This window comes from Kitasatospora sp. NPDC048286 (genome assembly GCF_043201735.1).
Classification (GTDB): domain Bacteria; phylum Actinomycetota; class Actinomycetes; order Streptomycetales; family Streptomycetaceae; genus Kitasatospora.
The window spans coordinates 108,999-135,822 of record NZ_JBICZE010000007.1 but is presented as its reverse complement, the minus strand read 5'-3'; the positions used below and the strand labels follow the sequence as shown (position 1 = coordinate 135,822).

General features: G+C 74.8%; 24 protein-coding genes. 14 read left to right on the top strand and 10 right to left on the bottom strand.

Going from position 1 to position 26,824, the window contains the following annotated elements; all coding sequences use genetic code 11:
* Positions 1 to 21: 21 nt before the first annotated feature.
* Positions 22 to 1,356, bottom strand: a complete 1,335-nt coding sequence (locus ACGF13_RS18830; protein ID WP_392876118.1) for a PLP-dependent aminotransferase family protein — start codon at positions 1,354 to 1,356, stop codon at positions 22 to 24.
* 205 nt (positions 1,357 to 1,561) lie between these two features.
* On the opposite strand from ACGF13_RS18830, the gene ACGF13_RS18825 reads away from it, so the two are divergent.
* Both ACGF13_RS18825 and ACGF13_RS18820 read left to right on the top strand, forming a co-directional pair.
* Positions 1,562 to 2,323 (top strand): crotonase/enoyl-CoA hydratase family protein, encoded by a 762-nt coding sequence (locus ACGF13_RS18825; protein WP_392876115.1) that lies wholly within the window; start codon positions 1,562 to 1,564, stop codon positions 2,321 to 2,323.
* Between the two features lie 121 nt (positions 2,324 to 2,444).
* Positions 2,445 to 3,215, top strand: a complete 771-nt coding sequence (locus ACGF13_RS18820) for a GNAT family N-acetyltransferase (protein WP_392876112.1) — start codon at positions 2,445 to 2,447, stop codon at positions 3,213 to 3,215.
* 401 nt (positions 3,216 to 3,616) lie between these two features.
* On the opposite strand, the gene ACGF13_RS18815 is transcribed toward ACGF13_RS18820, so the two are convergent.
* Positions 3,617 to 4,537: a LysR family transcriptional regulator gene (locus tag ACGF13_RS18815; protein WP_392876109.1), complete on the bottom strand. Its 921-nt coding sequence runs from the start codon at positions 4,535 to 4,537 to the stop codon at positions 3,617 to 3,619.
* A gap of 208 nt (positions 4,538 to 4,745) precedes the next feature.
* On the opposite strand from ACGF13_RS18815, the gene ACGF13_RS18810 reads away from it, so the two are divergent.
* On the top strand, positions 4,746 to 5,375 hold the full coding sequence (locus ACGF13_RS18810; protein ID WP_392876106.1) for an SRPBCC family protein: 630 nt from the start codon (positions 4,746 to 4,748) through the stop codon (positions 5,373 to 5,375).
* A 43-nt stretch (positions 5,376 to 5,418) separates the two neighbouring features.
* Positions 5,419 to 5,787: a hypothetical protein gene (locus ACGF13_RS18805; RefSeq protein ID WP_392876103.1), complete on the top strand. Its 369-nt coding sequence runs from the start codon at positions 5,419 to 5,421 to the stop codon at positions 5,785 to 5,787.
* Positions 5,788 to 5,918: 131 nt separating this feature from the next.
* Here the strand turns inward: ACGF13_RS18805 and ACGF13_RS18800 are convergent, their stop codons facing one another.
* Positions 5,919 to 6,410 carry an HPP family protein gene (locus tag ACGF13_RS18800; protein WP_392876100.1) on the bottom strand — a complete coding sequence of 164 codons (492 nt, stop codon included), beginning with the start codon at positions 6,408 to 6,410 and terminating at the stop codon, positions 5,919 to 5,921.
* Between the two features lie 148 nt (positions 6,411 to 6,558).
* Here ACGF13_RS18800 and ACGF13_RS18795 point away from each other — a divergent pair, with 148 nt between their 5' ends.
* The 5 genes from ACGF13_RS18795 to ACGF13_RS18775 all read left to right on the top strand — a co-directional run bounded on the left by ACGF13_RS18795 (position 6,559) and on the right by ACGF13_RS18775 (position 13,775).
* Complete coding sequence (locus ACGF13_RS18795) at positions 6,559 to 7,776, top strand: amidohydrolase (RefSeq protein ID WP_392876097.1); 1,218 nt, start codon at positions 6,559 to 6,561, stop codon at positions 7,774 to 7,776.
* An 855-nt stretch (positions 7,777 to 8,631) separates the two neighbouring features.
* Positions 8,632 to 9,867, top strand: a complete 1,236-nt coding sequence (locus ACGF13_RS18790; protein WP_392876094.1) for a glycosyltransferase — start codon at positions 8,632 to 8,634, stop codon at positions 9,865 to 9,867.
* Between the two features lie 189 nt (positions 9,868 to 10,056).
* On the top strand, positions 10,057 to 10,767 hold the full coding sequence (locus ACGF13_RS18785) for a DUF6461 domain-containing protein (protein ID WP_392876091.1): 711 nt from the start codon (positions 10,057 to 10,059) through the stop codon (positions 10,765 to 10,767).
* Positions 10,768 to 11,371: 604 nt separating this feature from the next.
* The gene (locus tag ACGF13_RS18780; RefSeq protein WP_392876088.1) at positions 11,372 to 12,967 is read left to right on the top strand and encodes an alpha/beta hydrolase; all 1,596 of its coding nucleotides are present in this window, start codon (positions 11,372 to 11,374) and stop codon (positions 12,965 to 12,967) included.
* 166 nt (positions 12,968 to 13,133) lie between these two features.
* The gene (locus ACGF13_RS18775; protein WP_392876826.1) at positions 13,134 to 13,775 is read left to right on the top strand and encodes a DsbA family protein; all 642 of its coding nucleotides are present in this window, start codon (positions 13,134 to 13,136) and stop codon (positions 13,773 to 13,775) included.
* Positions 13,776 to 13,835: 60 nt separating this feature from the next.
* On the opposite strand, the gene ACGF13_RS18770 is transcribed toward ACGF13_RS18775, so the two are convergent.
* Positions 13,836 to 14,426, bottom strand: coding sequence for a DUF1707 domain-containing protein (locus tag ACGF13_RS18770; RefSeq protein WP_392876086.1), 591 nt, complete (start codon positions 14,424 to 14,426; stop codon positions 13,836 to 13,838).
* 295 nt (positions 14,427 to 14,721) lie between these two features.
* Here ACGF13_RS18770 and ftsH point away from each other — a divergent pair, with 295 nt between their 5' ends.
* Both ftsH and nadE read left to right on the top strand, forming a co-directional pair.
* The gene (gene ftsH / locus ACGF13_RS18765; RefSeq protein WP_392876083.1) at positions 14,722 to 16,824 is read left to right on the top strand and encodes an ATP-dependent zinc metalloprotease FtsH; all 2,103 of its coding nucleotides are present in this window, start codon (positions 14,722 to 14,724) and stop codon (positions 16,822 to 16,824) included.
* A gap of 66 nt (positions 16,825 to 16,890) precedes the next feature.
* The gene (gene nadE, locus ACGF13_RS18760; protein WP_392876080.1) at positions 16,891 to 17,730 is read left to right on the top strand and encodes an ammonia-dependent NAD(+) synthetase; all 840 of its coding nucleotides are present in this window, start codon (positions 16,891 to 16,893) and stop codon (positions 17,728 to 17,730) included.
* A gap of 105 nt (positions 17,731 to 17,835) precedes the next feature.
* Here the strand turns inward: nadE and ACGF13_RS18755 are convergent, their stop codons facing one another.
* Positions 17,836 to 18,222: a hypothetical protein gene (locus tag ACGF13_RS18755; RefSeq protein ID WP_392876077.1), complete on the bottom strand. Its 387-nt coding sequence runs from the start codon at positions 18,220 to 18,222 to the stop codon at positions 17,836 to 17,838.
* 130 nt (positions 18,223 to 18,352) lie between these two features.
* Positions 18,353 to 19,024, bottom strand: a complete 672-nt coding sequence (locus ACGF13_RS18750) for a hypothetical protein (RefSeq protein ID WP_392876823.1) — start codon at positions 19,022 to 19,024, stop codon at positions 18,353 to 18,355.
* A gap of 407 nt (positions 19,025 to 19,431) precedes the next feature.
* On the opposite strand from ACGF13_RS18750, the gene ACGF13_RS18745 reads away from it, so the two are divergent.
* Positions 19,432 to 20,574 (top strand): YncE family protein, encoded by a 1,143-nt coding sequence (locus ACGF13_RS18745; protein WP_392876075.1) that lies wholly within the window; start codon positions 19,432 to 19,434, stop codon positions 20,572 to 20,574.
* Between the two features lie 103 nt (positions 20,575 to 20,677).
* Here the strand turns inward: ACGF13_RS18745 and ACGF13_RS18740 are convergent, their stop codons facing one another.
* Together ACGF13_RS18740 and ACGF13_RS18735 are read right to left on the bottom strand one after the other, a co-directional pair.
* Complete coding sequence (locus tag ACGF13_RS18740; protein WP_392876072.1) at positions 20,678 to 22,432, bottom strand: DUF885 domain-containing protein; 1,755 nt, start codon at positions 22,430 to 22,432, stop codon at positions 20,678 to 20,680.
* A gap of 150 nt (positions 22,433 to 22,582) precedes the next feature.
* On the bottom strand, positions 22,583 to 23,011 hold the full coding sequence (locus ACGF13_RS18735) for a DUF5997 family protein (RefSeq protein ID WP_392876069.1): 429 nt from the start codon (positions 23,009 to 23,011) through the stop codon (positions 22,583 to 22,585).
* Between the two features lie 67 nt (positions 23,012 to 23,078).
* On the opposite strand from ACGF13_RS18735, the gene ACGF13_RS18730 reads away from it, so the two are divergent.
* Both ACGF13_RS18730 and ACGF13_RS18725 read left to right on the top strand, forming a co-directional pair.
* On the top strand, positions 23,079 to 23,918 hold the full coding sequence (locus ACGF13_RS18730; protein ID WP_392876820.1) for a LysR family substrate-binding domain-containing protein: 840 nt from the start codon (positions 23,079 to 23,081) through the stop codon (positions 23,916 to 23,918).
* 54 nt (positions 23,919 to 23,972) lie between these two features.
* Positions 23,973 to 24,554, top strand: a complete 582-nt coding sequence (locus ACGF13_RS18725) for a DUF421 domain-containing protein (RefSeq protein ID WP_392876066.1) — start codon at positions 23,973 to 23,975, stop codon at positions 24,552 to 24,554.
* A 79-nt stretch (positions 24,555 to 24,633) separates the two neighbouring features.
* Here the strand turns inward: ACGF13_RS18725 and ACGF13_RS18720 are convergent, their stop codons facing one another.
* Together ACGF13_RS18720 and ACGF13_RS18715 are read right to left on the bottom strand one after the other, a co-directional pair.
* The gene (locus tag ACGF13_RS18720) at positions 24,634 to 25,353 is read right to left on the bottom strand and encodes a rhomboid-like protein (protein WP_392876063.1); all 720 of its coding nucleotides are present in this window, start codon (positions 25,351 to 25,353) and stop codon (positions 24,634 to 24,636) included.
* Positions 25,354 to 25,461: 108 nt separating this feature from the next.
* Positions 25,462 to 26,811, bottom strand: a complete 1,350-nt coding sequence (locus ACGF13_RS18715; RefSeq protein WP_392876061.1) for a cytochrome P450 — start codon at positions 26,809 to 26,811, stop codon at positions 25,462 to 25,464.
* Between the last annotated feature and the right edge of the window lie 13 nt (positions 26,812 to 26,824).

Below are 26,824 nucleotides of genomic sequence, written 5' to 3'. Positions count from 1 at the left end.
TGCTGTGCCGGCTGGGGGGAGTCAGGGGGCGATGGCTTCGAGGGTGGTGCGGAGGCGCGTGAGGACGGCGGGGAGGGTGGGGAGCGGGGGTGTGGCGAGGGCGAGGCGGAGGGCGTTGGGGTGATGGGGGGTGGTGGCGAAGGCGTCGGCGGTGGAGATCAGGATGCCCTCGGCGGCCAGGGCGGCGGCCGCGTGGTCCGGGCGCTGGTGGGGTTCGAGGGTGAGCCAGACGATGTACGAGGTGGGGTGGGCGGTGGTGGTCAGGCCGGCCAGGGCGGTGCGGGCGATGGACTGGCGGGCGGCGGCGTCCGTACGGCGTTCCCGTTCCAGCCGGGCGACGGTGCCGTCGGTGAGCCAGCCGGTGGCGAGGGCGGTGATCAGCCCGGGGGCGCCCCAGGCCGCCGTGCGCAGGTTGGTGGTGGCGGCCCGGACCAGGTGGGTGGGCAGGACGGCGAAGCCGAACCGCAGACCGGGTGCCACGCTCTTGGAGAGGCCTGCCAGGTAGCAGGTGCGCTCGGGGGCGAGGGTGTGCAGGGGCGGGGGCGGTCCGGCCTCCAGGAAGGCGTAGGTGCCGTCCTCGACGAGGATGAAGCCGTGGTCGGCGGCGAGCCGGACGAGGCGCTCGCGCTGCGCCGCGTCGAGCACCCAGCCGAGCGGGTTGTGGACGGTGGGCTGGGTGTACACCGCCCGCACCGGCCGGGTGCGGCAGAGCCGGTCGAGCGCGTCGAGGTCCGGGCCCGCGGCGGTGACCGGTACGGGGGCGAGGTCCAGCCCGTGGGCGGTGGCGAGCAGCTTGATGCCCGGGTAGCCGAGCGCGTCCACGGCGAGGACATCCCCGGGGCGGGTGAGCGTGCGCAGGACGCAGTCCAGGGCCTGCTGCGCGCCGCTGGTGAGCAGGATGTTCTCGGGCGGGGTGTCGATCCCGCGGTCCAGCAGGTGGGTGGCGACCGCGGCCCGGTCGTGCCGGTGGCCGCCCGGCGGGTGCTGGCGCAGCAGGGCCTCGGCGTCGCCCGAGGAGGCGAGCGCGCGCAGGGCCCGCCGGAGCTGGTCGCCCTGCCCGGGGGCGAGCGGCTGGTTGAAGGAGAGGTCGGCCACCCGAGGCACCGGGAGCGCTCGTGAGGGTTCGGGGCCGTCGTAGCCGGACCGCAGCCGGACGAAGGTGCCGCGCCCCTGCTCGCCCACCACCAGTCCGGCGGCGGCCAGTTCGGCGTAGACCCGGGTGGCGGTGGCGAGGGCGATCCGCCGTTCGCGGGCGAGGGCGCGGTGGGTCGGCAGCCGGGTGCCGGCCGGGAGCGCGCCGGAGCGGATGGCGGCCGCGTACTCGTCGACGACGGCCTTGTAGGTGGGCGGCCGCACGGGGCACCTGCCGTTCCTGGGGGTGGAGTTCCCGGAGTGGAGTTCTTGGAGTGGAGTTCTTGGAGTGGGATTCCTGGGGGCGGAGGCCCGCCCGGGCGTGCGGGCGGGTACCGGAGTGTATCCAGGACAATAAGTGGATTGTCCTGGGCGGGTGTTCCTAGCCTCGTCACATCCAGCAGCGAGGCCAGGAACGGAGCACGCGCCCATGACCATCCGCAGCGAGCGGGACCGGCACGTCGTCACCCTCACCATCGACCGGGAGAAGAAGCTCAACGCCCTCGACTACCCGACGATCGACGCGCTGCTCGCCGAGCTCGACCTGATCGACGCCGACGACACCGTCCGCGCCGTGATCCTCACCGGCGCCGGCGGGCGGGCGTTCAGCGCGGGCGCCGACATCCCGTCGCTGGCGGCCAGCATCGCTGGCGGGCCGGAGCGGGCGCTGCGCGAGTTCGTCCGGCGCGGGCACACCCTCACCCGGCGGATCGAGGAGTTCCCCAAGCCGGTCATCGTGGCCGTCAACGGCCTGGCCTACGGGGGTGGTTGCGAGATCACCGAGGCCGCCCCGCTGGCCGTCGCGGCCGAGCACGCGACCTTCGCCAAGCCGGAGATCTCGCTCGGCTTCCCGCCGCCCTTCGGCGGCTCGCAGCGGCTGCCGCGGCACGTCGGCCGCAAGCGCGGTCTGGAGCTGATCCTCACCGGCGACCCGATCCCGGCCACCCGGGCCGCAGGGCTCGGCCTGGTCAACTCCGTCGTCCCGGCGGACGAACTACTGGACGCCGCCAGCGACTTGGCCGAGCGGATCATCCGTCACGCGCCGACCGCCGTGGCCGCCTGCCTGCGGGCCGTGACCCGGGGCATCAACCTGCCGATCGACGAAGGGCTGGCGGTCGAGGCGGCGGCCTTCGCGGCGACCGTGCCGACGGACGGTGTGCGGGACGGGATCCGGCGGTTCCTGGAGCGTTAGTCCGCCGGGGCGGTGTGCGAGGCGCGGTCTGCCGGTGTGTGGTGTGTGGTGTGCGGGGCGCGCGGGTGCGGGCCCGGGAAAGCCGTTGTCCGCGGGCGGTCGCGGGGGTGATCATGGCGGGATGTCGGATCTGCTTGCGCGCGTGACCACCTTCCGCTCCGCGTTCGCCCGCCGCCAGGCGGCTGAACTCCTCGAACTTCCAGAGTTCCCAGGGGTGTTCGCTGTCCGTGATGCCGAGTTCGCCCGCTCGGAGGAGCACAACCAGCTGATCGTCGAGGGGCCGGGCACCGATCCGGCGATGCTGCCCGAGCTCGCCGCCCGATGGCTGGGGCGGCGCCTCCGGTACCGCATCACGGTGCTGGACCCGGACTCGGGCGAGCGGGCCGCCCCGGTGCTGACGGCGGCGGGGTACGAGCGGGAGAGCGTGGTGATCCTGGCCCGGCCGACGGGCGGCTGCCTACGGCCCGAACCGGCCGCATTTCCCGTGGAGTTGGCCGAGATGCGGGAGGCGGTGCTGCGCCAGCAGCGGGAGTGGAGCGAGGACGAGGAGCTCGGCCGGCAGCTCACCGACCGCCGCGCCGCCCGGCTGCGCGGTGCCGCGGGGGTGCACTTCCTGGCCGCCCGGACGCGGGTCGGCGAGGTCGCGGCCTGGAGCGACCTCTACCTCGAACCGTCCCTCGGGCTGGCCCAGTTGGAGGACCTGGTGACCGCCTCACGGCATCGGGGCGCGGGGCACGGCGACACCCTGCTCGCCACCGGCCTGGCACTGGCGGCCGAAGTCGGCGTCCCGCAGCTGTTCCTGCTCGCGGACGCGGTGGACTGGCCGCTCGAGTGGTACGCCCGCCGGGGCTTCGCGCAGATCGGGCGCAGCGACTCCTTCCACAGCGGCTGACGACGGCTACGCGACAACGGTACGGCGGCCGTGCGGCTGGAGGAACGGGCGGAAGGGTTCGGTCTCACCCGTCGGTCGGACCGGGCGTGGGCGCGGACGTGGACGTGGGCATGGGCGCGGGCGTAGGCGGAACCGCGGGGCCGGCACTGGTCGCGGCCGGCGCTGTGGCACCGGCTGTCCCACCGGCCGTAGCCACCACCGCGGTTGCGGTGCGAGGTGGCGAACGCCGTGCGGGGAGGGGAGCGCGTGCGCAGCCTGCTGGACGTCCCGCCGGAGGACTTCGCCCCGCTGCGGACGGCGGCGGCTCGGGACGGCGTGTGGACGCCGGTCGGTCCCGTCCTGTCGGCCGGGGACGGACGGCTCCGGAGGGCGAGGGGTGACGGCGGCCGGCCGCGCCGCCGTCAGCCCGCCTCCGGGCCTCCGGGCCGCGGAGTGTCGCGACCGCAGTGGGTGGCGACGGTGTCGGCGAAGGCGCGTGCGAGCGGGCCGAGGTTCTCCCAGTCGCGGACGGCCCAACCGGCCGTGAGGGCGGGCAGGTCGGGCAGCGGAAGCAGCCGCAGGCCCGGGTGGCCGGGGCCCTGCCACTGCGGGAGGGCCGGGACGACGGCGTGGCCGAGGCCGAGTTCGGCGAGCAGGATCGCGGTGTCCCAGTCGGCGACGCTGGTGTCGAAGACCGGCCGGATGCCCGACTTCCCCAGCCAGGCCTCGACCTGGGAGCGGGAGACGGAGTTCTGCGGCAGCCCGATCAGCCGGGCGTCCTGGAGGTCGGCGGGCGAGATCCGGGCCCGGGCGGCGAGCGGGTCACCCGCCGCGACCGCGAGCACCCAGGGCAGCTCGACCACCGGCCGCCGGTCGACGCCCCGGGCCGGGGCGCCGAGGGTGATCCAGGCGAGGTCGACCCGCCCGGCGTTGAGCGACTCCAGGCAGCTACGGCTGGACACTTCGGTCTGGAACTCCAGACTGACCTGCGGGAAGCGCCGCCGGAAGTCCACCACGGCCGCGGACATGAAGTGCCGGATGCTGGTGGCGCCGGTGGTGATCCGTACGGATCCGCCCTCGCCGCGGGCGAGTTCGGCGATCCGGTGCAGCGCGTGGTCGATGCTGCCGAGGCCGGCGGCGACCGCCGTGCGCAGCAGGCTCCCCGCAGTGGTGGGGACGACCCCGCGCGGGTGGCGCTCGATCAGGGCGAGGCCGACCTCCCGCTCCAGCCGCCTGACGTGCTGGCTGACGGCGGACTGGGTGCAGTTCAGCTCGCGGGCCACGGCGCTGAGCGAGCCGGCCCGGCAGACCGCGGCGAAGACACGGAGGTCGTCAATGGTCACGGAGGCCCAAGGTATCGCTTGGAGGCGTCCCAGTAAATCGGCGGATTGACTTGGGTGTTCCGCCGGATCGATCATCGAAGCAGGGCCCAGGGCGGCAACCCGCCCGCTGTCCTCGCCGGCGTCCGGACGCCGAGGCGGGGTCGCGGGCGGGTGTCGACCCGCATCGATGCGCAAGAGCGGTGACGTAGGAAGGCAGAGGGGGACGGGAATGCGGTACGCCGAAGGTCCGGGTACGCAGTGCGAGGTGTTCGTCGCGGCGCCGGTGGAGCGGGTGTGGGACCTGGTGACGGACATCGGCCTGCCCGCCCGGCTCAGTCCGGAGCTCCAGCGGGTCGCCTGGCTGGACGGCGCGGACGGCCCCGCGGTGGGCGCCCGCTTCGAGGGGCACAACAGCCGTGCGGGCATGCCCGACTGGCGGACGGTCTCCGAGATCACCGAGCTGACCGAGATCACCGAGCTGACCGAGATCACCGAGCTGACCGAGATCACCGAGCCGACCGGGGCGACGGCACCGGCCGGGCCGGGCGACCGGCGCGTCTTCGCCTGGGGCGTGATGGACGCGGACGGCCGCTACGGCGAGCCGGTGTCCGACCTCCTCGGGGCGCTGGCCCGGTGGCGCTTCGAGCTGACCCCCGAGGACGGCGGCACCCGGCTGCGCCAGTCGGTGGTGATCGGTCCGGGCCGCAGCGGCCCCAGCCTGTTCATCGACGCCACGCCGGAGCTGGAGGAGAAGATCGTCGACTTCCGGTTGAACGAGCTGCGCACCGGCATGGCGGCCACCCTCGACGGCATCAAGTCGCTGGCCGAGCAGGGGGATCAGGCCTTGGCCGAGCGCTGATCCCGGCCCCTCGGGGCGGGGTGGGCTTCAGTCGGTAGTGCCCGTGCCGTCGTTGAGGGCGGTCTCCGCCGTGCGCAGCGCCGCGGCGCTCGGCGTGGGCACGGGCGGTGACGCCGTCGGCGTCGGGGAGAAGCGGATCGGCGCCGTGGGCGAGGGCGGCCCGCAGCAGCGGCGTACGGCCCTGGACGTCGCGGGCCTCGAGGGCCGCGCCCGCGGTCAGGGCCGTACGGACGGCGTCGACGTCGCCGCGGTCGGCGGCCTCCAGCAGGGCCTGGTCGGCGGGGGAGAGCGGGCGGGCGGTCATGGCGGGGCTCCTCGGCGGGGTGGCGGACTGCGCGACGGTCCCAGCCTGCCGTCGCGGGCGCTCGGCGGCGTCGGCGGGGCGGTGGCCCCGGTCGGGCGGAACGGATGACGGCCGGGTCATCCGATCGGATGACCCGGCCGTCGGCGTTCGGCAGGAGAGTGGAGGTCAGGTACCGGCGCGAGGCCGGTCGTGACCGTGCGGCCGGTCGCGGCCGCGTGGCCGTCATCGCCGCGTGGCCGTCACCAGGACACCGGGTAACGGACCGGGTGCCCGCCGATCCGGCAGGGCAGCAGGCCGATGAGCACCAGCAGTCCGGTGGCCAGCACGAGCAACGGGAGGAAGGGCACGGGGTGCGGCGCCTGCAGGACGACGATCACGGCGGTGGCCACGGCCGGGGAGTGCGAGAGGTGGGTGAGCATCATCGCGCCCAGCGAGAGCCCGGCGGCGACGGCCGCGCCCCAGGTGGTGCTGCCCGTGACGGCCAGGGTGGCGAAGCCGATCAGGGCCGACATCAGCTGACCGCCGATCAGGTTGCGCGGCTGCGAGATCGGCAGCCCGGGCGCGCCGTGCACCAGCGCGGCGCTGGCGGCCAGTGACGGGATCAGCAGTGGTTGGTCGAGCAGTACGCCCACCCCGACCAGCAGGAGCAGGGCGCCGATGGCGAAGACGGCGGCCCGCAGGGCGTGCAGCGGATGCGGTCGCGGCGTGTCGGCGGGCGGTGGTGTGGGCATGCGTGAGCGACTCCGGACGGGGGACGGGAACCCGGAGATGATAAACAGACTGTTGAAGGAAAGGTGGGACGTTTTGCCTGGTGAGCACATTCCGTCCACGGACACGTACACCGACCACCCCGGGACCAGGAACGAGAGCGAGCAGCCCATGACCAGGCCCTCCGTCACCCTCTTCCGGAACGTCCGCCCGTACGGCGCCGACCGGGCCGTCGACCTGATCGCCGTGGACGGTCAGCTGGCCGAGCGACTGCCGGACGGGGCGGTGCCGGAGGTGGTCGAGGGCGGCGGCCGGATCGCGCTGCCCACCCTGGTGGACGCCCACATCCACCCCGACAAGACCGCCTGGGGCGAGCCCTGGTACAGCCGCCGCCCGGCCGGCTCGCTGCCCGAGTACGTGCAGGGCGACGTCGACCTCCACCGGCACCAGCGCACCCCCGTCGCCGACCGCGCCCACCGGCTGCTCAGCCACGCCGTGACGCGCGGCACCCGCGCCGTGCGGGCCCACGTGGACGTGGCGCCCGCGTACGGACTGGCCGGGGTGACCGGCCTCGCCGAGGCGCGCGAACGGCTGGGCGGAGTGCTGGACGTCCAGCTGGTGGCCTTCCCCCAGCACGGCGTCCGGCGGATGCCCGGCGCGGGCGCGCTGCTCGCCGAGGCGGCGGCGAGCGGCCTGATCGACGCCATCGGCGGGATCGACCCGGCGGGCTTCGACGGCGTCCCGGCCGAGGGCTCCGACGGCGAGGGACCCGCCCAGCTGGAGCTGCTGTTCGGACTCGCCGAACAGCACGGACTGCGTCTGGACATCCACCTGCACGACCGGGGCGAGCGCGGCCTCGGCCCGCTGCGCGAGATCGCCGCGCGGACCAGGGCGGCCGGACTGGCCGGACGGGTGGTCGTCAGCCACGCCTTCTGCGTCCCCGAACTGACCGGCGCGCCGCTCGCCGACCTCGCCGCCGAGCTGGCCGAGTCCGGAGTCGGCCTCACCACCGTGGCGCCCTCCGCCCACCAGGTGCTGCCGTTCCGCGAGCTGCGGGCGCACGGGGTGCGGGTCGGCCTCGGCTCGGACGGCGTGCGCGACTCGTGGAGCCCGTACGGCAATGCCGACCTCCTGCACCGCGCCCACCTGCTCGGCTGGACCACCGACGCCCGCACCGACGAGCAGCTGGCCGACTGCTTCGCCCTGGCGGCCGACGGCGGCGCCGAACTGCTGGACCTGCCGGCCGCCACCCTGAAGCCGGGCTCGCCCGCCGACTTCATGCTGGTGACGGGCGAGTGCCTGCCGCAGGTGGTGGTCGACCTGCCGACGCGCGAACTGGTGGTCCGCGCGGGCCGGGTGGTGGCGCGGGACGGCCGGTTCACGGGCTGACAGGCGCGCGCGGAGGAGCGAGGAGCCGGGCGGGTCTCGTGCCCGGCCGCCTGTCGGCCCGTCCGCTTGTAGGCCCGTACCGATCATGGTGACCGGGAGGTAGCCGGGGGCTACGCCGAGCCCCCAACCGTGCGCCTGGACAGCGAGTGCGGCGAGGGCGACCAGGACGGCCGGCAACAGGGTGTGGGGTCAGGTCGTCGCGGGCGTGCTGTCTCGGTGGCCTGGTCGCCCTCCAGCAGGACTTGCAGCAGCAGTTGGTTTGGACTCAGCTCGTTCGGCGGCGCCTCGCCCGCGCGGTCCAGTGCCCGGGCAGCAGCCGCGTGCCCGTCGGTGTCCGGCGTGCTGAGCGGGCGACGGGGAGGTCCGCGCGGCGGCCGACGGTGACCACCCCCCGCGACTCTTCGCCGGCCGCAGGGTCGGCGCCGGCGGTCACCGCCGACAGCGCGGTGAGCGCCTGGCCGGCGTTGTGCGGGGCCTGGCCCGGGGCGCGCTTCTGCCGGCGGGCGTTGTGGTGGTGGCGGGTCTGTGCGCCGTGCTGGTGGGTGGTTGGTGCGGCCGGGTGGTGGAGCGCGTCCCTGGCTGATGCATGGCGGCTGCTCGGGTCCCGCGGGTTGGCGAGGGCAGCGGGGGCCGCTGGGGACGGCCGGCAGTCTGCGCTGGGGGTCCGGCGGGATTGCTACGGGATGGCCGGTTCGGGAGAGCGGGCGGGACCACGCGGCCAAAGGAAGGGGCAAGGAGAGTCAATCCCCTTGCCACTATCAAGCTATAGCGTGACCCGGGGCTTGCGGCAAGGCCCCCGATCTGTCGCAGAATCCCGTTCGTAAGGCCATGACCTGCGGGAACGGGAGTCGTGAAATGCGTGTGTTGATGACGACGTGGGGATCGCGCGGGGATGTCGAGCCGCTGGCCGGGCTGGCGGCGGCGCTGCGGGGGCTCGGTGCGGAGGTGCGGGTGTGTGCGCCGCCGGACGAGGAGTTCGTGGCGGTGCTGGCGCGGGCCGGGGTGCCGTTGGTGCCGCTCGGCCCGACGGTGCGGTCGGTGGTCGCCGGTCCGAAGCCGCCGACGGCGGAGGACGCGTTCCGGCTGGCCCGTGAGCTGGTCGCCGCGCGGTTCGAGACGCTGACCGCCGCTGCCGAGGGCTGTGACGTGCTGCTGGCGACCGGGCTGATGCCGGCCGGGGCGCGGGACGTCGCGGAGAAGCTGGGCCTCCACTACGTGCTGGCCTGCTTCCACATCTTCGGGCTGCCCTCGCGGCACTTCCGGCCCGGGCAGCGGCCGGGAACGCCGTCCCCGGAGGACGAGACCGACTACCGGAAGCTGTGGGAGCAGGACGCCCAGCGGGTGAACGCGCTGTACGGGGAGGCGCTCAACAGCCACCGGGCGGCGATCGGACTGCCGCCGGTGGAGAACGTCCGCGACCACGTCTTCACCGAGCGGCCATGGCTGGCGGCGGACCCGGTGCTGTGCCCGTCCGAGGGCATGACGGAACTCGACGTGGTGCCGACCGGGGCGTGGATCCTGCCCGACGACCGCCCGCTCCCGACCGACCTGGAGGCGTTCCTGGACGCCGGTGAACCGCCCGTGTACGTCGGCTTCGGCAGCATGGCCGCGTACGCTCCGGAGGGCATCGCGCGGGTGGCCGTCGAAGCGGCCCGCGCGCATGGCCGCCGGTTGCTCCTCGCCCGGGGCTGGGCCGGGCTCGCCCCGATCGACGGCCGGGAGGACTGCCACGTCGTCGGCGAGGTGAACCAGCAGGCCCTGTTCCGCCGGGTGGCCGCCGTCGTCCACCACGGCGGTGCGGGCACCACGACGACCGCGGCCGTGGCGGGGGTGCCCCAGGTGGTCGTCCCCCGGATCGCTGACCAGCCCTACTGGGCCGCCCGGGTGGCCGAGTTGGGCATCGGTGTGGCGCACCTCGACCGCACGCCGACCGTCGACTCGCTCTCCGCCGCGCTCACCAGGGCCCTGGCGCCGGAGACCAGGGCACGGGCGGAGGCCGTGGCCGGCGGCATCCGCACCGACGGGGCGATGGTCGCCGCGAAGATGCTGTTCGAAGCGGTGGGACAGGAGGCGCCGGCCGTGTCCGGGTGAACGGCGGCTCGGGCCGGGCGAGTTCGGCTTCGGGTCAGTCTCCTTCCGATCGATCGGCGGTGGTTGTCGGCCCGCGTACGGCTGGTTCCAGCAGTGATCCGGTGATCGGAGTCCGGCTGTCGGCCGGGTCGGTTAGGGTGCCCACCGGCGCGCCCGGTCACCGCAGGCCGTGCGCGAGGGGAGGGCGGCATGACCGACGGCACGCACGGGGGAGCTGGGCAGGACGGCGACGGCATCCAGTGGCTCGCGGAGATCGGCGGGCCCGGCACCGGGCGATGCCCGACGGGCGGCGCCGACACGGACGGTGAACTCGGCGGCGTCGTCTTCGCCCGGGGGATCACGCCCGAGGAGCTCGCCCGCCGGATGGGCGCCGACCCGGCCACCGCGACCGAGCCGATCAGCGACGCCGAGATCCGGGACCTGGACATCGAGGTCTACCGCCCCGGTGACGACGGCGACGGCGTGATCCGCGTCGGCAGCTGCGCAGGCTGGTCGTTCGCGATCGAGTACGGCGACTCCACCGGCGGTGAGCTGATCACCGAGATAGCGCGTGACGGAGCCGAGGTGGTGCACTTCCGCCCGATGCCGGAGCAGCGGCCGGCCCTGCTCGACTACGCCCGGGACGGCGCCGTGCTGTGCGGCTTCGGCCTCGGCGAGGAGCGTTGGCGCTGGGGCCAGGAGCCGGACCTGCTGGTGCCGGACCTCGTCGCCGCCAGAGTCCTGGAGGCCGACGGCGTGACCTCCTGTGACCCCGGGCGGGAGGCCGGCGGCGCCGCCCGGCGACGTGCCCTCGGCGCCGTCGAACGGCGCTTCGGGCTGAGCCTGCCCCGCGCGGCCCTCGGGGGGCTGCGCCTGCCGGCGTACGCGGTGCGGGGAACCCCGGGCATGGCGCTGCGCTGAGGGGGCGCGTCGGCGACCCCCGAAGCCTGCGGAGTCGAAGCCTGCGGAGCCGAGGCCTGCGCCGAGGCCTGCGCCGAGGGCGAAGCGGAGGCGGACGCAGAAGGCGGCGGACAGGGAGAGCGACAGGAACAGGGCGGTCACGGCAGGGCTCCTTCCCGGGCCCCACCGGCGGGGCCCCGATGCCCGTCATCCTTGCGTGCTGCCGGTCCGTCGCACATGTGCCGATCGGGAGGTTCCCGAGGCGTAACCCCCGGTCTCCACCCTGCCGATCGGCAGGGCGGAGACCGGGCAGGGGGAGGCAGGCGCCCCGCAGCCGGGCCGCGCAGACCGGCCCCTCACCCGTTCGGCCGGTGGCAGCCGGTTCGGCGCACGCCCCCGTCCGTGAGCCTCCGCACGGTACCGGCGGGCTCCAGCCCCTAGGGTCTGCGGTGCGTCGACGAACCGAGTGCCGGGCGTACGCCGTCCCGCCGAGCGCACGGGCGTCCGGCAGGCCCAAAGGCCCGCAAACCCGCAGGCCCAAGGCCCAAGGCCCAAACGCCCAAAGGCCCAAAGGCCCGTGACCGCGCGCCGGGGCGCCCGGCCGACCGAGAGGTGGACCCACCCCATGCACACCGTCGTCCGCGGCGCCGGAGCGCTCGGCCTCACCGCCCTGCTGCTCACCGCCGCCACCGGCTGCCAGGCCGACAGACCCTCCGCCGCCGAGCCCGCACCGACCTCGCCGGCCACCGGCACCGGGACGGCCACCGGCACCTCCGAAGTCGCCACCGCCCTGGCCACCCAGCGCCTGCACTGGCACGCCTGCGCCGCCCCCACCAGCGCCCAGGGCGCCGGCACCGCGCCCGCGGCCGACTGGCAGTGCGCCACCCTCAAGGTCCCACTGGACTACGGCAAACCGGACGGCGCGACGATCGACCTCGCCCTGATCCGCACCCCCGCCAAGGACGAGCAGCAGCGGATCGGCTCGCTGCTGTTCAACTTCGGCGGCCCCGGCGCCTCCGGCGTGGTCGGCCTGCACGCCCTCGCCGCGACCTACGCCTCCCTCAACACCCGCTACGACCTGGTGAGTTTCGACCCGCGCGGAGTCGGTGCCAGCGCCACGGTGACCTGCCTGGACGACCGGGCGATGGACGCCGCCACCGCCTCCGACGGCACCCCCGAAACCCCCGGCGAGGTGAAGGCCCTGGACGACACCAACGCCGGGTTCGTCGCCGCCTGCGAGCACAACTCCGGCGCGGTGCTGCCGTACGTGGACACCGAGAGCGCCGCACGCGACATGGACCTGATGCGCCAGGTACTGGGTGACCAGAAGCTGTCCTACTTCGGCTTCAGCTACGGCACCCAGCTCGGCGGCGTCTACGCCCACCTGTTCCCGCAGCAGGTCGGCCGGATGGTGCTGGACTCGGTGGTCGACCCCACCCAGGACCCGCAGCAGGCCGCGCTCGGCCAGGCCCAGGGCTTCCAACTCGCCCTCGGCGACTTCATGAAGGCCTGCGCGGCCCAGGCCGGTGCCGCCTGCCCGACGGGCGCGGGCGGCGACGAGGGGACGGCGAAGGTCGCCGCACTGCTGAAGCGGCTGGACCAGTCGCCGCTGCCCACCAAGCAGGGGCGGCAGCTCACCGAGAGCCTGGCGGTCACCGGCATCGCGGGTGGCCTGTACAGCCAGGCGACCTGGCCCGCGCTGGCCGGCGGGCTCACCGAGGCGATGGAACAGGGGACCGGTGACACGCTGCTCCAGCTCGCCGACGCGCTGAACGGGCGCGACCCGCAGGGGCACTACAACAACCTGAACGCCGCGAACCGGGCGATCAGCTGCGTGGACGCCCGGCAGCGCTACTCGGACCAGGACGTGCAGCAGCAGCTGCCGCAGTTCCGCGCCGCCTCCCCGGTGTTCGGGACCTACACCGCCTGGGGCCTGAGCGGCTGCACCGGCTGGCCCGTCCCCGGCAAGACCGCCCATCCGGAGGTCTCCGCGCCGGGCGCCGCCCCGATCCTGGTGGTCGGCACCACCGGAGACCCGGCCACCCCGGTGGAGGGCGCCCGGGCGATGGCGCAGCAGCTCGGCGCGGGGGTCGGCGTCAGCGTCACCCTGCAGGGCGAGGGGCACGGCGGCTACAACACCGGCAACGCGTGCCTGAAGCAGACCGTGGACGCCTACCTGCTGGACGGCACGGTGCCGGCGGACGGGACGACGTGTGCCTGAGCGGGGCGGTCGGGCGTGAGCTCGGGTGCGAGAGTGGCCCACCACGGCAGCTGTCGATTGGCCCTGGAGGGTGGGCCATTCGGCCGCTAGCCTCTTCGACGTGACGAACGACGTGACGAACGATGTGACGAACAGCGTGCTCGACCAGCACCCTGCCCACCACGCCATCCAGCCCCTCGACAACGGCCACAGGCCCGACAGCGACACCGTCAAGGTCGACTTCTACTTCGACCCCGTATGCCCGTTCGCCTGGATCACCTCGCGGTGGATCCTGGAGGTCGAGCGGCAGCGTGAACTCGACCTGAACTTCCGGGTGATGAGCCTGTCCGTCCTCAACGAGGGCCGCACCGACCTGCCCGAGCGCTACCAGCGCCTGATGACCACGGGCTGGGGCCCCGTACGCGTCTGCATAGCCGCCGCCGAGCAGTACGGCCCGCAGGTGCTGCGCGAGTTGTACACCGAGCTCGGCACCCGGCTGCACGACCAGGACCGGCCCGCCGACGACACCGTCATCCGGGAGGCGCTGGCGGCGGCGGGCCTGCCGGAGGAGCTGGCCGAGGCGGCGAACAGCACCGATCACGACGAGGCCCTGCGCAAGAGCCACCACGAGGGCATGGACCCGGTCGGCGAGGAGGTCGGCACGCCGACCATCCACGTGGACGGCGTGGCCTTCTTCGGCCCGGTGCTGAGCGCCATCCCGCGCGGCGAGGACGCCGTACGGGTCTTCGAGGGCGTGCGGCTGCTGGCCGGCTACCCGAAGTTCTTCGAACTCAAGCGGACCCGGACGGGCGGCCTCGACTTCTCCTGACCCGAGCAGGCCCGACGCGGCCAGAGGCCAGGCCAGGCCAGGCCAGACCGCCCCCGCCCCTCAGTCCCGGCGGCGCTGCTTGATCCTGATCGGCCCCGACCGTGGGTGGCCGATCAGGACCAGCGTCGGGGCGCCGGGCTCCGCCGACTCGGCGGCCTTGTTGACGATGTTCCCGGTGTTGGTGCTCGACGGATCGATCCGTACGCCCCAGCCGCGTGGGACGATCAGCCGCACGTGGCCCATGCCGGTCGACGCCTCCACCGTGACCTCCCGGTGGGGGCAGACGGCTTCGGTGAAGTCGATCGTGAGCAGCGACATCCTGGTCTCCGCGACGATCCGGCGGGGCACCGACCACCGGCCGGCCTGCACCATGTTGTTCATCCGGGGCCGGAGCACGAGGGCCTCCTCCGCGGACTCCGCTCCGGGCCCGACCCGCCCGCCGAGGTCCGCCACCAGGACGTCGAGTTGGCGGTAGGTCCGCGCGGCGTAGGTCAGGTCGAGTCGCTCCTCCAACTCCGCGAGGTCGATGCGGCCTTCGCCGGCGGCGACCCGCAGCTGCTCGGCCACCGCCTCCCGGTCGCTGTCCCCGGCCCGGGGTTCCATGGCGGCCTCGGGCGTCGTGCGTATGGCGGGCAGTTCCTCGTCGACCATGCGGCTACTCTAGGTCACGAACAGCCCTGGCAGGCCGCTCGATCGCCCACTCCCCGTGCCCGGATGTGCCGTGAGCGTGGCCGACACCGTGGCCGGCGGAGCAGCCGGGGGCCGGAGCCCGGCGGACGCCCGCGCTCTGCGGCTGTCGGCCCGGGGTGCCGCACGCGCCGTTCTCCCCCGGGTGGACCGTTACCACCCCGTTCGGTCTCCCGTCCGGGCGCGGACCGTCCGACCATGGAGGGGCGGAGGCTGTTCGGCCTCCCGAGAGTTCGGCCCCGAGAGGCGGTGAGCGTGGATGATCGTACGAATCCGGCTGCGCGCTGCCCGTCACCCCACGACTCCACCGGGGCCCGATTCCGGCCCGGGCACCGACTCGGGCGCCGGCCCCGGCACCGGTCCGGGCCAGAGGCCGGGCTGGGACCAGCCGCGCGGCCAGGGCCCGGGCCAGGGGCGGAACCAGGGCCCGGGGCCCGGCGGCCCGGGCGGCCCAGGGGGCCCCGGCAAGCCCCCGCCGCCCTCGTGGCGCCGCTGGCTGCTGCCCGTAGCCGTGCTGGTGACGCTGCTCCTGCTGGTGCTCTTCTCCAACCCCGGCAAGCCCGGCACCCGCTACGGCTACAGCGACTTCGTGAGCCGGGTCAACGCCGGCCAGGTGCAGACCGTGGACGTCAGCGACACCGGCGGGGTGAGCGGCACGCTCAAGGACGGCACCCACTTCACCAGCCAGATCCCCACCGCCCTGGACACCTCCCAGCTCAGCAGCGCGCTCACCGACCACCAGGTGACCGTCACCGGCAGCCGGACCAGCAGTGGCGGCTCGATCTGGTCCACTCTGCTGCTGTTCCTGCCGCTGCTGGTCTTCGGCGCGCTGTTCCTCTGGTCCGGCCGGATGGCCGCCCGCTCGCTGGGCGGCGGCCTGAGCGCCATCGGACGGTCCCGGGCGAAGATCATCGAGGCCGAGCGGCCGAACACCGGGTTCGCCGACGTGGCCGGCTACGAGGGGGTGAAGCAGGAGGTCAGCGAGGTGGTCGACTTCCTGCGCAGCCCGGAGCGGTACGCCGCCGCCGGGGCCAAGGGGCCACGCGGGGTGATCATGGTCGGGCCGCCCGGCACCGGCAAGACCCTGCTCGCCCGCGCTGTCGCCGGGGAGGCCTCGGTGCCCTTCCTCTCGGTCACCGGCTCCGGCTTCGTGGAGATGTTCGTAGGCGTCGGCGCCTCCCGGGTCCGCGACCTCTTCGACGACGCCCGCAAACGCGCGCCGTCGATCATCTTCATCGACGAGATCGACGCGGTCGGCGGCCGCCGCGCGGGCGGCACCCGGCTCGGCGGCAACGACGAGCGCGAGCAGACCCTGAACCAGCTGCTCGCCGAGATGGACGGCTTCGACCAGAGCACCGGCATCGTCGTCATCGCCGCCACCAACCGCCCGGACGCCCTCGACCCGGCCCTGCTGCGCCCCGGCCGCTTCGACCGGCAGGTCACCGTCCCGCTGCCCAACCAGGCCGAACGGGCCGCCATCCTCGCCGTGCACGCCCGGGGCAAGAACCTGGACCCGGACGTCGACCTCGGGCGGCTCGCCCGCGGCACCCCCGGCTTCTCCGGCGCCGACCTCGCCAACCTGGTCAACGAGGCCGCCATCAACGCCGTGCGCGCCGACCGGTCCGTCCTCACCGCCGACGACCTCGACGCAGCCCGAGACCGGGTGCTGCTCGGCCGCCGGGAGTCCTCCAACGCGCTGCTGCCCGAGGAACGGCACGCCGTGGCGGTGCACGAGTCCGGGCACGCGCTGATGGCCGCGCTGTGCGAGCGCGCCGACCCGGTCGCCAAGGTGACGATCCTCCCGGCCGGCGTCGCCCTCGGCGCCACCGAGCAGCTACCCGAGGCCGAACGGCACCTGTACAGCGAGGGCTACCTGACCGACCTGCTCACCGTCCAGCTCGGCGGCCGGGCGGCGGAGCTGGTGGTCTTCGGCGAGGGCTCCACGGGCGCCGCCAACGACCTCGCCAACGCCACCTCGGTCGCCACCCGGATGGTCCGCGAGTTCGGCCTCTCCCCGGAGCTCGGCCCGGTCGGCTACTCCAGCGGCACCCCGCACTACCTCGGCGACAACCCCGAGGACCTGCTGCGCCGCCCGTACTCCGAGCAGACCCAGCGCGCCGTGGACGAGGCGGTGGCCGGCCTGCTGCGCCGGGCCGAGCGGCGGGCCCTCGACCTGCTCACCGAGCACCGGCACCACCTGGACGAGCTGGCGGCGCTGCTGGTCGCCAAGGAGACGGTGGACGGCCGGGTGGTGCTGGACATCCTGGCGCACCCGGGACCGGGCCCGGGGCAGCCGGTCTCGCTGCGCAAGCCCGACGGACCCGAGGGGCGGGCGGAGCCGGGGGAGACCCCCCGCCCGTGACGGCCGTGCCGCCGGGGGTCGTATCCTCGTGAGCGCGTCACGTACCCACCGTCCCGAGGAGTCGGAATGACCGAGCCCCTGCCTGCCGACGTCCAGCGGGAGATCGCCCGTGCCCTCGGGGTCGTGCCCGTGCCGGACCCCGCGGAGGAGGCCGAGCGGCGGGTGGAGTTCCTGGCCGACCAGGTGCGGACCACCGGCGCGCGCAGCCTGGTGCTGGGGATCAGTGGCGGCGTCGACTCCACCACCGCCGGGCGGCTCTGCCAGCTCGCCGTCGAGCGGCTGCGGGCCGAGGGGCGCCAGGTGACCTTCACCGCGATGCGACTGCCGTACGGGGTCCAGGCGGACGAGGCGGACGCCCAGCTCGCGCTCGGCTTCATCCGCGCCGACGAGGTGCTGACCGTCGACGTCAAGCCCGCCACCGACGGCGCGCTGGCCGCCCTCAAGGCCGCCGGACTGACCTACACCGACCACGGCCACGAGGACTTCGTCGGCGGCAACGTCAAGGCCCGCCAGCGGATGGTGGTCCAGTACGCGGCGGCCGGCGCCAAGGGCGGGCTGGTGGTCGGCACCGACCACGCCGCCGAGGCCGCCGTCGGCTTCTTCACCAAGTTCGGCGACGGCGCGGCCGACGTGATGCCGCTGTCCGGCCTGACCAAGCGCCAGGTGCGGGCGATCGCCGAGGCACTGGGCGCGCCGGCCGAGCTGGTCAAGAAGGTCCCGACCGCCGACCTGGAGAACCTCGCCCCCGGCCGCCCCGACGAGGACGCCCTCGGTGTCAGCTACGACGCCCTGGACGACTTCCTGGAGGGCCTGCCGGTCAGCGAGGAGGTCTTCCGGACCGTCCTCGGCCACTACCGCCGCACCGAGCACAAGCGCAACCTGCCGGTCGTCCCGCCGGTGGCCTGACCGGCCGGGCCCCCGCCTTCGCCGCCCGTCTCCCGGACCCCTCGGTGGCCGGGCGGCGGGCGGCGGCCGGGTGGTCGACGGGCCCGGGCGGTCCGGTATCACTTGCTAGGGAATGCCGCCGATGGCGCCGCCCAGGAGCAGGGCGACCACGAGGGCCAGGAAGGCCGCCAGGGCCAGATGGCCGAGGAGGAGGCCGAGCATCGCGCAGCGCCAGCGGCGCTGCGGGGTCGACCGCTGACCGGCGACGGCCACGCCGAGCAGCACCGTGAACGCGATGCCCGCGAGGAGCCCCCAGGTCTGCAGCACCGCCGAGTGGTGCTCCCCGGGTGTCTGTTCCCCGGCCCAGCGCCAGATCCTGGACAGCAGGAAGCCGTCGAGCACCACCGACAGCACGGCGAACACCGCTCCGGCCCTGAGATCCGTCGTCTCTCTGCCCAGCCCCTTGACGCCCGTCCTCGCCACTGCGCCCGCCCCCTGATGTCGCTCGTTCACGCGTTCGGTCAGGTTACCGGTGGGGCGGGTGTCACGGCGGTGGGCCGGCGCTCACCTGTCCCGTCACCCGAGTGGTCGCAACGGTGATGCTGTGCCCAGCAGTTGAGCCGGGGCGGCCCGTCAGTCCCCGTCAGTCCCCGTCGGCGTCGGGCGCGGGGGTCGGGGCGGAGCCGGTGCCGACGGCGAGTCGGCCCTCGGCGGTCGTCCAGTCGGTGGCGATCGCCTGCTGGGCGGCGGCCAGGGTGATCTGGCCCTTGCAGATCGCGGTGTGCAGGTGGGTCTCCACCGTGTCCTTGGGGTTGTTCGGGCCCTTGCCGGGGACGTGGCCGGGGGAGGGCGGCTCGACCCACAGGTTGCGCGGGTCGTTGGGGTCGCCGCCGAGCTGGAGGCTGATCAGGTGGTCGTACTCGGCGTCGGCCAGCGGCCCCGTGTAGGCGTAGGACTTGGCGTTCTCGGCCTTCTCCTTGCCGGTGACGTTCGCCGGCGGGCGGATGGTCGAGGTGTAGCCGCCCGGCTTGCAGATCGTGTCCTTGAGGTTGTCCTGGCTGACCGCCGGGCTGATCGCGCCCGGGGTGCAGGCGGGGTCCGGCAGTGGCTGCTGGTCCGCGGTGTGGCGGTAGTGGCAGCTGCCCGGCGCGGGCTGCGGCTGGACCTCGTACCTGTCCTTCGGGCCGGGGCCGGTGACGATCGAGGCGGCGGGCGGGGCGGCCGCCGCGGAGTCGGACCTGACGCTCCCGGCGGTGTGGCCGCCGCCGGGCGAGCAGCCCGCGGCCGCGGCGGCGAACAGGACGGCGGCGGCCATGGCTAGGGCGCGGCGGGCGGGAGCCGGCACGGGTTCCTCCAACGGGGTGGGCGCGGGCGGCGGTCGCCGGGCGTGCCGGTGGCCGTGCCAGCGGACCCTACCGTGTCGGCAGGGCCGTTGGGGTGACGCCGCGTTCGGGCGCGGGAAGCCTTCGCCGGGCGCGCGGAACCGTTTCCGCGACGGCGGCGAATCCGGCTGACGCCGAGGCCCACGCCGACGCATGACGCATGACGCATGACGCATGACGCCGACGCCGTGGCCGATTCCGGTTCTGGCGGTGTCGTGAAGGGGCTGTGTTCGGCCGGAGTGGGACCGACTCCGGCCGAACCGCTACGCGGGCCCCGCGAACGTGTCGTAGCCTGACGCGGACGCGGCGAAGCCGCGATCCGACCGGCGGGAGGGGAAGCATGAACGGGCTTGTGCGGAAAGCGCGTTGGCTTGGCGCGGTGGTGGCGGCGGGGGCGCTGCTGGTGACCGGGACGGAGGCGGTGGCGGCCGCGCCGGCCGGCCCGGCGGTGACGGTCCGGCAGGGCGTCGCCTCGGACACCGTGGCCTCGGACACCGTGGCGTTGGGAGCGAAGGGCGAGTCGTTCGCCGTCAGCCCGGACGCCAGCCGCGCGTTCGTGGTGGCCAGTTACGACATCGACCCGGGACACGGGGCCCGCGTGGTCCGCAGTCTCGACCTCCGGACCGGGGTGAGCACCGACCTGCTCACCGTCTCCTCCTTCGACATGGTCGGCCGTCCGACCGTCAGCCCGGACGGCAGCCGGGTATACGTGACCGTCAACTGGGACCTGCTGACCTTCGACGCCGTCACCGGCGGGCTGCTCGCCCGGATCGCCACGCCCGACCAGCCCCGCCCCGGAGCGATGACCAAGGGCGGGCTGAACGAGGTGACCGTCAGCCCGGACGGCACCCGGCTCTGGCTGTCCCAGTACGGCCCCTACGGCGTGCGCATGGGCAGTCGGGCCGGCCGCGTCCTCGCCTACGACCCCGCCACCCGGACCTTCCCCGGCAGCGTGACGCTCACCGGCTTCACCGTGAACCAGGTGGTGCTCGGCCCCGACGCCACCGACGCCTGGGTCGGCACCGCGGACAACCTGTACCACCTGGACGTCGAGGGCGCCGTCCCGCAGGTCATCGACCGGGTGGCGGGCTTCGGCTCCGCCGAGGCGGTCGTGCCCGCCCCCGACGGCCGCACCGTCTACGCGAGCGGCTACCGCGAATGGGGCACCGTCTCCCTCGACACCCTCGACCCGGCGACGAACACCTTCCGGTCCGGCTTCTCCCTGGGGCCCTTCGACAACGGCCCCCAGCTGCTCGGGGCGAGCCCCGACTCGCGCCGGCTCCGCGTGTTCACCGGCGCGAAGACCGCGCAGGCCGCGCTGCTCTCGTACGACCCCGCGACCGGCGCGGCCGTCCCCGGCGAGACCGTCACCGGCTTCGGCCTGGACTCCGTCGTCCAGGTCCAGCTCGGGGCGGACGGGCACACCCTCTACCTGGCCGGGCTCCAGGGCGGTGGCTCGGTCCTGCGGACCGTCCGGTTCTGACGACGACCGGACGGCACCGGGGCGGGCGTGGAGCCCCCGGTGCCGTCCGGCGGACGGCACCGAGGCGGACGCGCAGCGGTGGCAGGGCGGCGGGACGTACGGCCTACTGCGCCGCGATCCAGTCCGTCACCAGCTCCTCCAGCACCCCCAGCGGCAGGCTGCCGTGCCCGATCAGCTGGTGGTGGAACTCCCGGACGTCGAACCGGGCGCCGAGCGCGGCCTCGGCCCGTTCGCGGTGCCGCACGATCTCCCGGCGGCCGATCAGGTAGGCGGTGGCCTGGCCCGGCCAGGCGATGTAGCGGTCGATCTCGTTGCGGACGTTGGCCGCGGGGGTCGCGGTGTTGGCCCGCAGGTAGGCCATCGCCCGCTCCCGGGACCAGCCGTAGTGGTGCATCCCGGTGTCCACCACCAGCCGGACCGCCCGCAGCGCGTCCATCGAGAGCATGCCGAACCGGGACAGCTCCGAGCTGTACAGCCCCATCTCGTCCGCGAGCCGCTCGGTGTACAGGCCCCAGCCCTCGACGTGGGCGGTCAGCTGGCCGCTCGGGTTCCGCCGGAACAGCGGCAGGTGGTGCAGGGTCCGGGCGACGGCGAGCTGGAGGTGGTGGCCGGGCACGCTCTCGTGGAAGGCGAGCGCCTCGTACTCGTAGCTGAACCGGCTCTCCGGGCGCAGGGTGTTGATCCAGTGGGTTCCGGGCAGCCCGCCCGGGCCCGGCGGCTGGTAGTAGGCCAGCGGCGCGTTCTCCGCCTCGATCGGGTCGATCTCCCTGGTCACGCAGTCGGCGATCGGGTACGGGCGGAACCAGTCGGCGCAGGCGAGGCGGGCCCGCTCCAGCGCCCCGTCCACCAGGGCGACGATCTCGGCCGCGCTGCCGAAGCGCAGCGAGCGGTCCTCGCGCAGCGCGGTCAGCACGGCCGCGGGCTCGGTGATGCCCAGGACCTTGCCGCCCAGCTCGGCGAACTCCTCGCGCAGCGCCGCCACGGCCTCCAGGCCGATCCGGTGCACCTCCTGCGGGGTGAGCCCCGGCCGGGTGAAGCGGGCGACGGCGTCCGCGTAGCCCTCGGCGCCGCCCGGCACGTGGCAGACCCCGGGCTTGTCGTCCGGCCGGGCGACCGGTACCAGCTGCTGGGCCAGCCCGGCCCGGTAGCGGGCCACCGCCGGGCGGACGGCGTCGCGCACGACGGCCAGGGCCCGCTCGGACTCCCGGCGGCCGGCCAGCGGCCGCAGCAGCTGGTCCTCGGCCGGGGCGGTGGCCAGGTGGGCCTCCAGCTGGGCGACGGCGGCGTCGACCCCGCTGCGCGGCGGGCGGCGGCCCTCGGCGGCGGCGTCCAGGGTGCGGCGCAGCGTGGCGTCGAAGAAGCCGGGCAGGGCGGCGAGGCGCTCCAGGTAGGCTTCGGCGCCCTCCTGCTCGACCGAGGTCATGGCGAGCGCGGAGAAGGCCTCGTTCTGCGGGGCGACGATGGTCGCCGAGACGCTGAAGTCGGCCAGCCCGTGGGTGATCTGGCCGATGCCGTTGTCGATCAGCCGGGCGAGCACCCGGTGGGTGATCCGGTCCTCGCCGGCCAGCGTGTCCGGCGGGATCGCGGCCAGCCGGTCGGCGAAGCCGCGCAGCGTCCCGCGGTGGCGGTGCGCGGCCTCGCGGGACGGGTCGGGCACCAGGTGGGCGTAGCCCTCGACCCCGCTGAGGGTCGCGTCGAACGGGTTGTGGGTGTTCTCGGCGGCGAAGAACTCGTCCGCGAGCGCGGCGAGCCCCGCGTGCCCCGCGTGCCGAGGCTGCCCGGTGTCCCGAGGCTGCCCTGCGTGCTGGTGCTGTTCGGCGTCCTGAGTCCGCCCTGTGTCCTGAGGCTGCTCGATCACTGGTCGCTCCCCCGGTGCGGTTGCCGCGGTGCGGCGTACCGCCGCGCCCGATCCCGCCGATTATTCGGAGCGATCGACGGCCCGGTCAATACGCCGCGGCGGGAGGGGAGTTCCACCCCTTCCGCCACGGCCGCACCGAGGGGAGACGGGTCAGCGCGCCTGGGCGGCGTTGCCCTCCTTGGCGGCCTGGGCGGAGGCCTCCTTCTCGTGCTTCTCCTTGATCCGGGCGGTCTCCTTGCGGACGTCCACCTGGTTGGCGCGCTCGTGCTGGAGCCAGAGCGGGTTCTCGGCCTTGACGGCCTCGATCTGCTCGGTGGTCAGCGCCTCCGTCACGCCGCCGCGGGCCAGGCCGGAGATCGAGATGCCGAGCTTGGCGGCGACCACCGGGCGCGGGTGCGGGCCGTTCTTGCGCAGGTCCTGGAGCCACTGCGGCGGCTCGGCCTGCAGCGCGTTCAGCTCCTCGCGGGAGACCACGCCCTCCTGGAAGTCGGTCGGCGCGGCGTCGAGGTAGATCCCCAGCTTCTTGGCCGCCGTGGCCGGCTTCATGGTCTGGCTGGTCTTCTGCTTGAGCGATGTCATGGTGACAAGGGTAAGGGAGCGCGCGGGCGCTTCCGGTCACGGTCGGTAGCCTTGCCCTGTGACAGACATGCAGGTGAACCCGTCCTTCCGGCTCGTGTACGTCCCGGGCGTGACCCCCGGCAAATGGGTCCGGGTCTGGAGCGAGCGGCTCCCGGACGTGCCGCTGGACCTCCTCGCGGTCCCGTTCGGCGATGCCGAGCGCACCCTGCGCGAGGGCGGCGCGGACGCCGGGCTGGTCCGGCTGCCGGTGGACAAGGACGTGCTGAGCGCCATCCCGCTCTACACCGAGACCACCGTCGTGGTCTTCCCCAAGGACCACTGGCTCGCCGCCGCCGAGGAGGTCCCGCTGGCGGACCTGGCCGAGGAGGTGGTCTTCCACCCGCTCGACGACTCCCTCGGCTTCACCGCCGAGACCCTGCCCGGGCGCCCCGCCATCGCGCGACCGGACAGCACGGAGGACGCGATCGAGCTGGTCGCGGCGAACGTCGGCGTGCTCCTGGTGCCGCAGTCGCTGGCCCGGCTGCACCACCGCCGGGACCTCACCTACCGGCCGGTGGTGGAGGCGCCGCAGTCCCAGGTGGCGCTGTCCTGGCCGCAGGAGCGGACGACGGACCTGGTGGAGGAGTTCATCGGGATCGTCCGCGGCCGTACGGTCAACAGCTCGCGCGGCCGCGGGGCCGGGCAGGCGGCGCCCGAGGACCGGCCCGGGAAGGCGGCGGCCCCGCGCAAGCCGCAGCAGCAGAAGGCCGGTGGGCAGAAGTCCGGTGCCCAGAAGGCGGGCGGCCAGAAGACGGGCGCCCAGAAGGCGGGCGGCCAGCGGGCCGGGGGACCGAAGGGCACGAAGGCCGGAGGTGCCAAGGCCGGCGGGCGCGGCGCGGCGGCCCGGCGTGGCAGGCCGAAGCGGTGACCGAGGCGTAGCCTCTGCCCCGTTCCCAACAGCCGAGGCGGGAGGAGCGGGGCAGTGTGGCACGACCTGGTGGCGGTCCAGATTCCGATCGTGGAGAAGGTCCTCCGCACGATCGCCGTCTACGTGTTGATCCTGGTGCTGTTCCGGCTCGCCGGGAAACGCGGGCTGGCGGGGCTCAACACCTTCGACATGGTGGTCGTCTTCCTGCTCTCCAACGTGGTGCAGAACGCCATCATCGGCAACGACAACAGCCTGTTCGGCGGCGCGATCGGGGCGGTCACCCTGGTCGCGGTGAACGCCGGCGTCACCCGCTGGCTCGCCCGCGACCCGAGGGCCGCCCGCATCCTGGAGGGCAGGGCCACCACCGTGGTCCGGGACGGCAGGCTGGTGCCCGGAGCGCTGCACGACCTGGCGCTGCGCCCGTCCGAGCTGGAGCACGCCGTCCGGATCCAGAACGGCGACGACCTCGGCGAGGTGGCCCGCGCCCGGCTGGAGCCGGACGGGCAGCTGCTGGTCGAGCTCAAGGCGGACGAGCAGAACGCCACCCGCGGCGACGTCGAGGACCTGCGGCGCCGGCTGGCGGAGATCGAGCGGCTGCTCGCCGCCATCGCCGCCGACCGCCGCCCGCCCCGCTGACGCCGACCTCGCGGACGCCCGCCGCTGCCCCGCGGACGCCCGCCCGGCTGACGCCCGCCCGGGTCCCGTGCGGGTGTCGTCAGGCGGATCCCGGAGCCCCGGCGCGACGGCGGCGGGAGGCGGTGAGGGCCACCGCGGCGGCCAGGGTGAAGCCGAGGGCGGCGGCGAGGAGGTGGCCGACGGTGGTGAACTCCGGGAGCGGGCCTGGCCATTCGCCGCCGCCGCCGGCGAGCGGCCAGGCGAGGACGAAGGCGGCCCAGGGCAGCCGGGCCCACCGGGGTACGGCGAGGGTGGCGAGGGCGAGGACGGTCTGGGCGCCGTAGCTGATGCCGTAGTCCGAGGCCTGCCGCACGTCCTGCGGGTACCAGCCGTGTCGCAGGGCGAGCAGGATCACCGCGGCGGTGAGCAGGGTCGCGCCGATGTGCCCGCCGAGGAAGACGGCGGCGGCGCGCAGGCTGCCGTGGCGGCGCTCGGTCCAGGCGAGGCAGCAGCAGACGCCCAGGCCCAGGGTGATCAGGGTGCTGCCGAAGCCGGTGGAGAGGACCTCGGTGAGGGTGCCGTCGAAGAGCAGCGCACTGCCGAACAGGGCGGTGACCGGGTGGTCGTGCAGGTTGTCGAGGTTGGTGCTGATGTGGTCGCGGAGCGCGTCCGCCCGGTCGGCGGCGAGCACGCTCTCGACCCAGACGTGCCCGAGCAGGAGCAGCACGACGTAGCCGAAGGTCAGCGGTGAGCGGCGCGGGTACGTCCGGACGGCGTGCAGCGCCCCGGTCAGGAGTCCCCGTGGGGTTCGAGCGTTCATGGCGTGGTGGTGTCCCGGTCGAGCGGCCTGGTTCCGGCCGGCGCCCGTACGGCCGGCCACGCCGGGACAGTACCGAAGCCCCGTCCCCGGACGCCGGTCGGCGTCCGGTCAGCGGATGCGGCGGGTCAGCCGTGCGGTGAAGGGCCGGGGCGCGAGGGAGGAGCCGCGCCGGGGGCGGACCGGCCGGTCGGGGGCGGGGGTGATGCTCCAGCGGGCGGCGATGGTGGCGATGGCGAGGACGGCCGCGGTGGTGCCGAAGTCGTCGCCGATGCAGCGGCGGGCGCCGAGGCCGAACGGCGTGTAGGTGCCGGGGGCGGGGCTGGCGGTGGTGAGCCAGCGGTCGGGGTCGAAGCGGTGGGGGCGGGGGAACAGGTCGGCCCGGCGGTGCAGCAGGTAGGGGCTGAACAGCAGGGTGGTGCCGGCCGGGATGCGGTGGCCGCCGAGCTCCGCGTCGGTGGTGGCGGTGCGGCTGAGGATCCACGGCGGCGGGTAGAGCCGCAGGGTCTCGCTGACGATACGTGCTGTGAGCGGCAGGGCGGGCAGGTCCTCGTGGCGGGCGGGACGGCCGTCCAGGACGGTGTCCAGCTCGGCGTGCAGCCGGCCGCGGACGGCCGGGTTGGCGGCGAGCAGCGTCCAGGCCCAGGACAGGGTGGCGGCGGTGGTCTCCACGCCGGCGAGCAGGAAGCTGAGCACCTGTTCGTGGATCTCGGCGTCGGACAGGCCCAGGCCGTCCTCGTCGGTGGCGGCGAGCAGCGTGGAGAGCAGGTCGTGCCGGTCGGTGCCGGTGGCGCGGTGGTCGGCGATCAGCCGCCGGGTGGTCTCCCGGAGGTCCTGCCGGGCGCGGCGCAAGCGGCGGTTGCCGGGGGTGGGGAGGCGGTCGGCGTCGGGCAGCGGCAGCAGCAGCCGCCGGGCGAGGCCGTGGGTCACGACGTCCATGCTCCGGTGCACCGGTGGCGAGCCGGCCCGCTCGTGCGCGGCGAACAGGCAGCGGGCGGTGACGGCGGTGCTGAGGCGGTGCATCGCGGCGGGAACGTCGATCACGTCGCCGTCGTGCCAGCGGGCGGTGGCGCCGGCGATCTCCTCGGCCATCAGGGCGGCGTGGCCGGGCAGCCGTTCACGGTGGAAGGCGGGCTGCAGCATCCGGCGCTGGCGCCGGTGGACGGCGGCGGGGCAGGTGGCGAGGCCGTTGCCGACGACCTCCCTGGCCTTGGCGAGGAGGGGCCCGCCCTTGTCGAAGGTGTGGTCGTCGGCGAGCATCCGGTGGACCAGCTCGGGGTGGCAGACCACGTACGCGCGGAGCGGGCCGAGCCGCAGCCGGACGAGGTCGCCGTGGGCGGGCAGCCGGGCCACGAACTCGTGCGGGCGGTGGAGCAGGGCGGGGGCGTGGCCGAGCAGGGGGAGGCCGCCGGGGGCCAGGGCCGCGGTGAACCGGGTGGTCGGGAAGAAGGGGGTCGGCACGGGCGTCACCTTG

Excerpts from the sequence above, each read along its gene's own strand:
- ACGF13_RS18785 (WP_392876091.1), top strand. The coding sequence starts at position 10,057 with ATGACCGACGGCACGCACGGGGGAGCTGGGCAGGACGGCGACGGCATC.
- ACGF13_RS18770 (WP_392876086.1), bottom strand. The coding sequence starts at position 14,426 with ATGGTCGACGAGGAACTGCCCGCCATACGCACGACGCCCGAGGCCGCC.
- ACGF13_RS18790 (WP_392876094.1), top strand. The coding sequence starts at position 8,632 with ATGCGTGTGTTGATGACGACGTGGGGATCGCGCGGGGATGTCGAGCCG.
- ACGF13_RS18820 (WP_392876112.1), top strand. The coding sequence starts at position 2,445 with ATGTCGGATCTGCTTGCGCGCGTGACCACCTTCCGCTCCGCGTTCGCC.
- ACGF13_RS18780 (WP_392876088.1), top strand. The coding sequence starts at position 11,372 with ATGCACACCGTCGTCCGCGGCGCCGGAGCGCTCGGCCTCACCGCCCTG.
- ACGF13_RS18825 (WP_392876115.1), top strand. The coding sequence starts at position 1,562 with ATGACCATCCGCAGCGAGCGGGACCGGCACGTCGTCACCCTCACCATC.
- ftsH (WP_392876083.1), top strand. The coding sequence starts at position 14,722 with ATGATCGTACGAATCCGGCTGCGCGCTGCCCGTCACCCCACGACTCCA.
- ACGF13_RS18800 (WP_392876100.1), bottom strand. The coding sequence starts at position 6,410 with ATGCCCACACCACCGCCCGCCGACACGCCGCGACCGCATCCGCTGCAC.
- ACGF13_RS18795 (WP_392876097.1), top strand. The coding sequence starts at position 6,559 with ATGACCAGGCCCTCCGTCACCCTCTTCCGGAACGTCCGCCCGTACGGC.
- ACGF13_RS18745 (WP_392876075.1), top strand. The coding sequence starts at position 19,432 with ATGAACGGGCTTGTGCGGAAAGCGCGTTGGCTTGGCGCGGTGGTGGCG.
- nadE (WP_392876080.1), top strand. The coding sequence starts at position 16,891 with ATGACCGAGCCCCTGCCTGCCGACGTCCAGCGGGAGATCGCCCGTGCC.
- ACGF13_RS18810 (WP_392876106.1), top strand. The coding sequence starts at position 4,746 with ATGCGGTACGCCGAAGGTCCGGGTACGCAGTGCGAGGTGTTCGTCGCG.
- ACGF13_RS18730 (WP_392876820.1), top strand. The coding sequence starts at position 23,079 with ATGCAGGTGAACCCGTCCTTCCGGCTCGTGTACGTCCCGGGCGTGACC.
- ACGF13_RS18720 (WP_392876063.1), bottom strand. The coding sequence starts at position 25,353 with ATGAACGCTCGAACCCCACGGGGACTCCTGACCGGGGCGCTGCACGCC.
- ACGF13_RS18750 (WP_392876823.1), bottom strand. The coding sequence starts at position 19,024 with ATGGCCGCCGCCGTCCTGTTCGCCGCCGCGGCCGCGGGCTGCTCGCCC.
- ACGF13_RS18735 (WP_392876069.1), bottom strand. The coding sequence starts at position 23,011 with ATGACATCGCTCAAGCAGAAGACCAGCCAGACCATGAAGCCGGCCACG.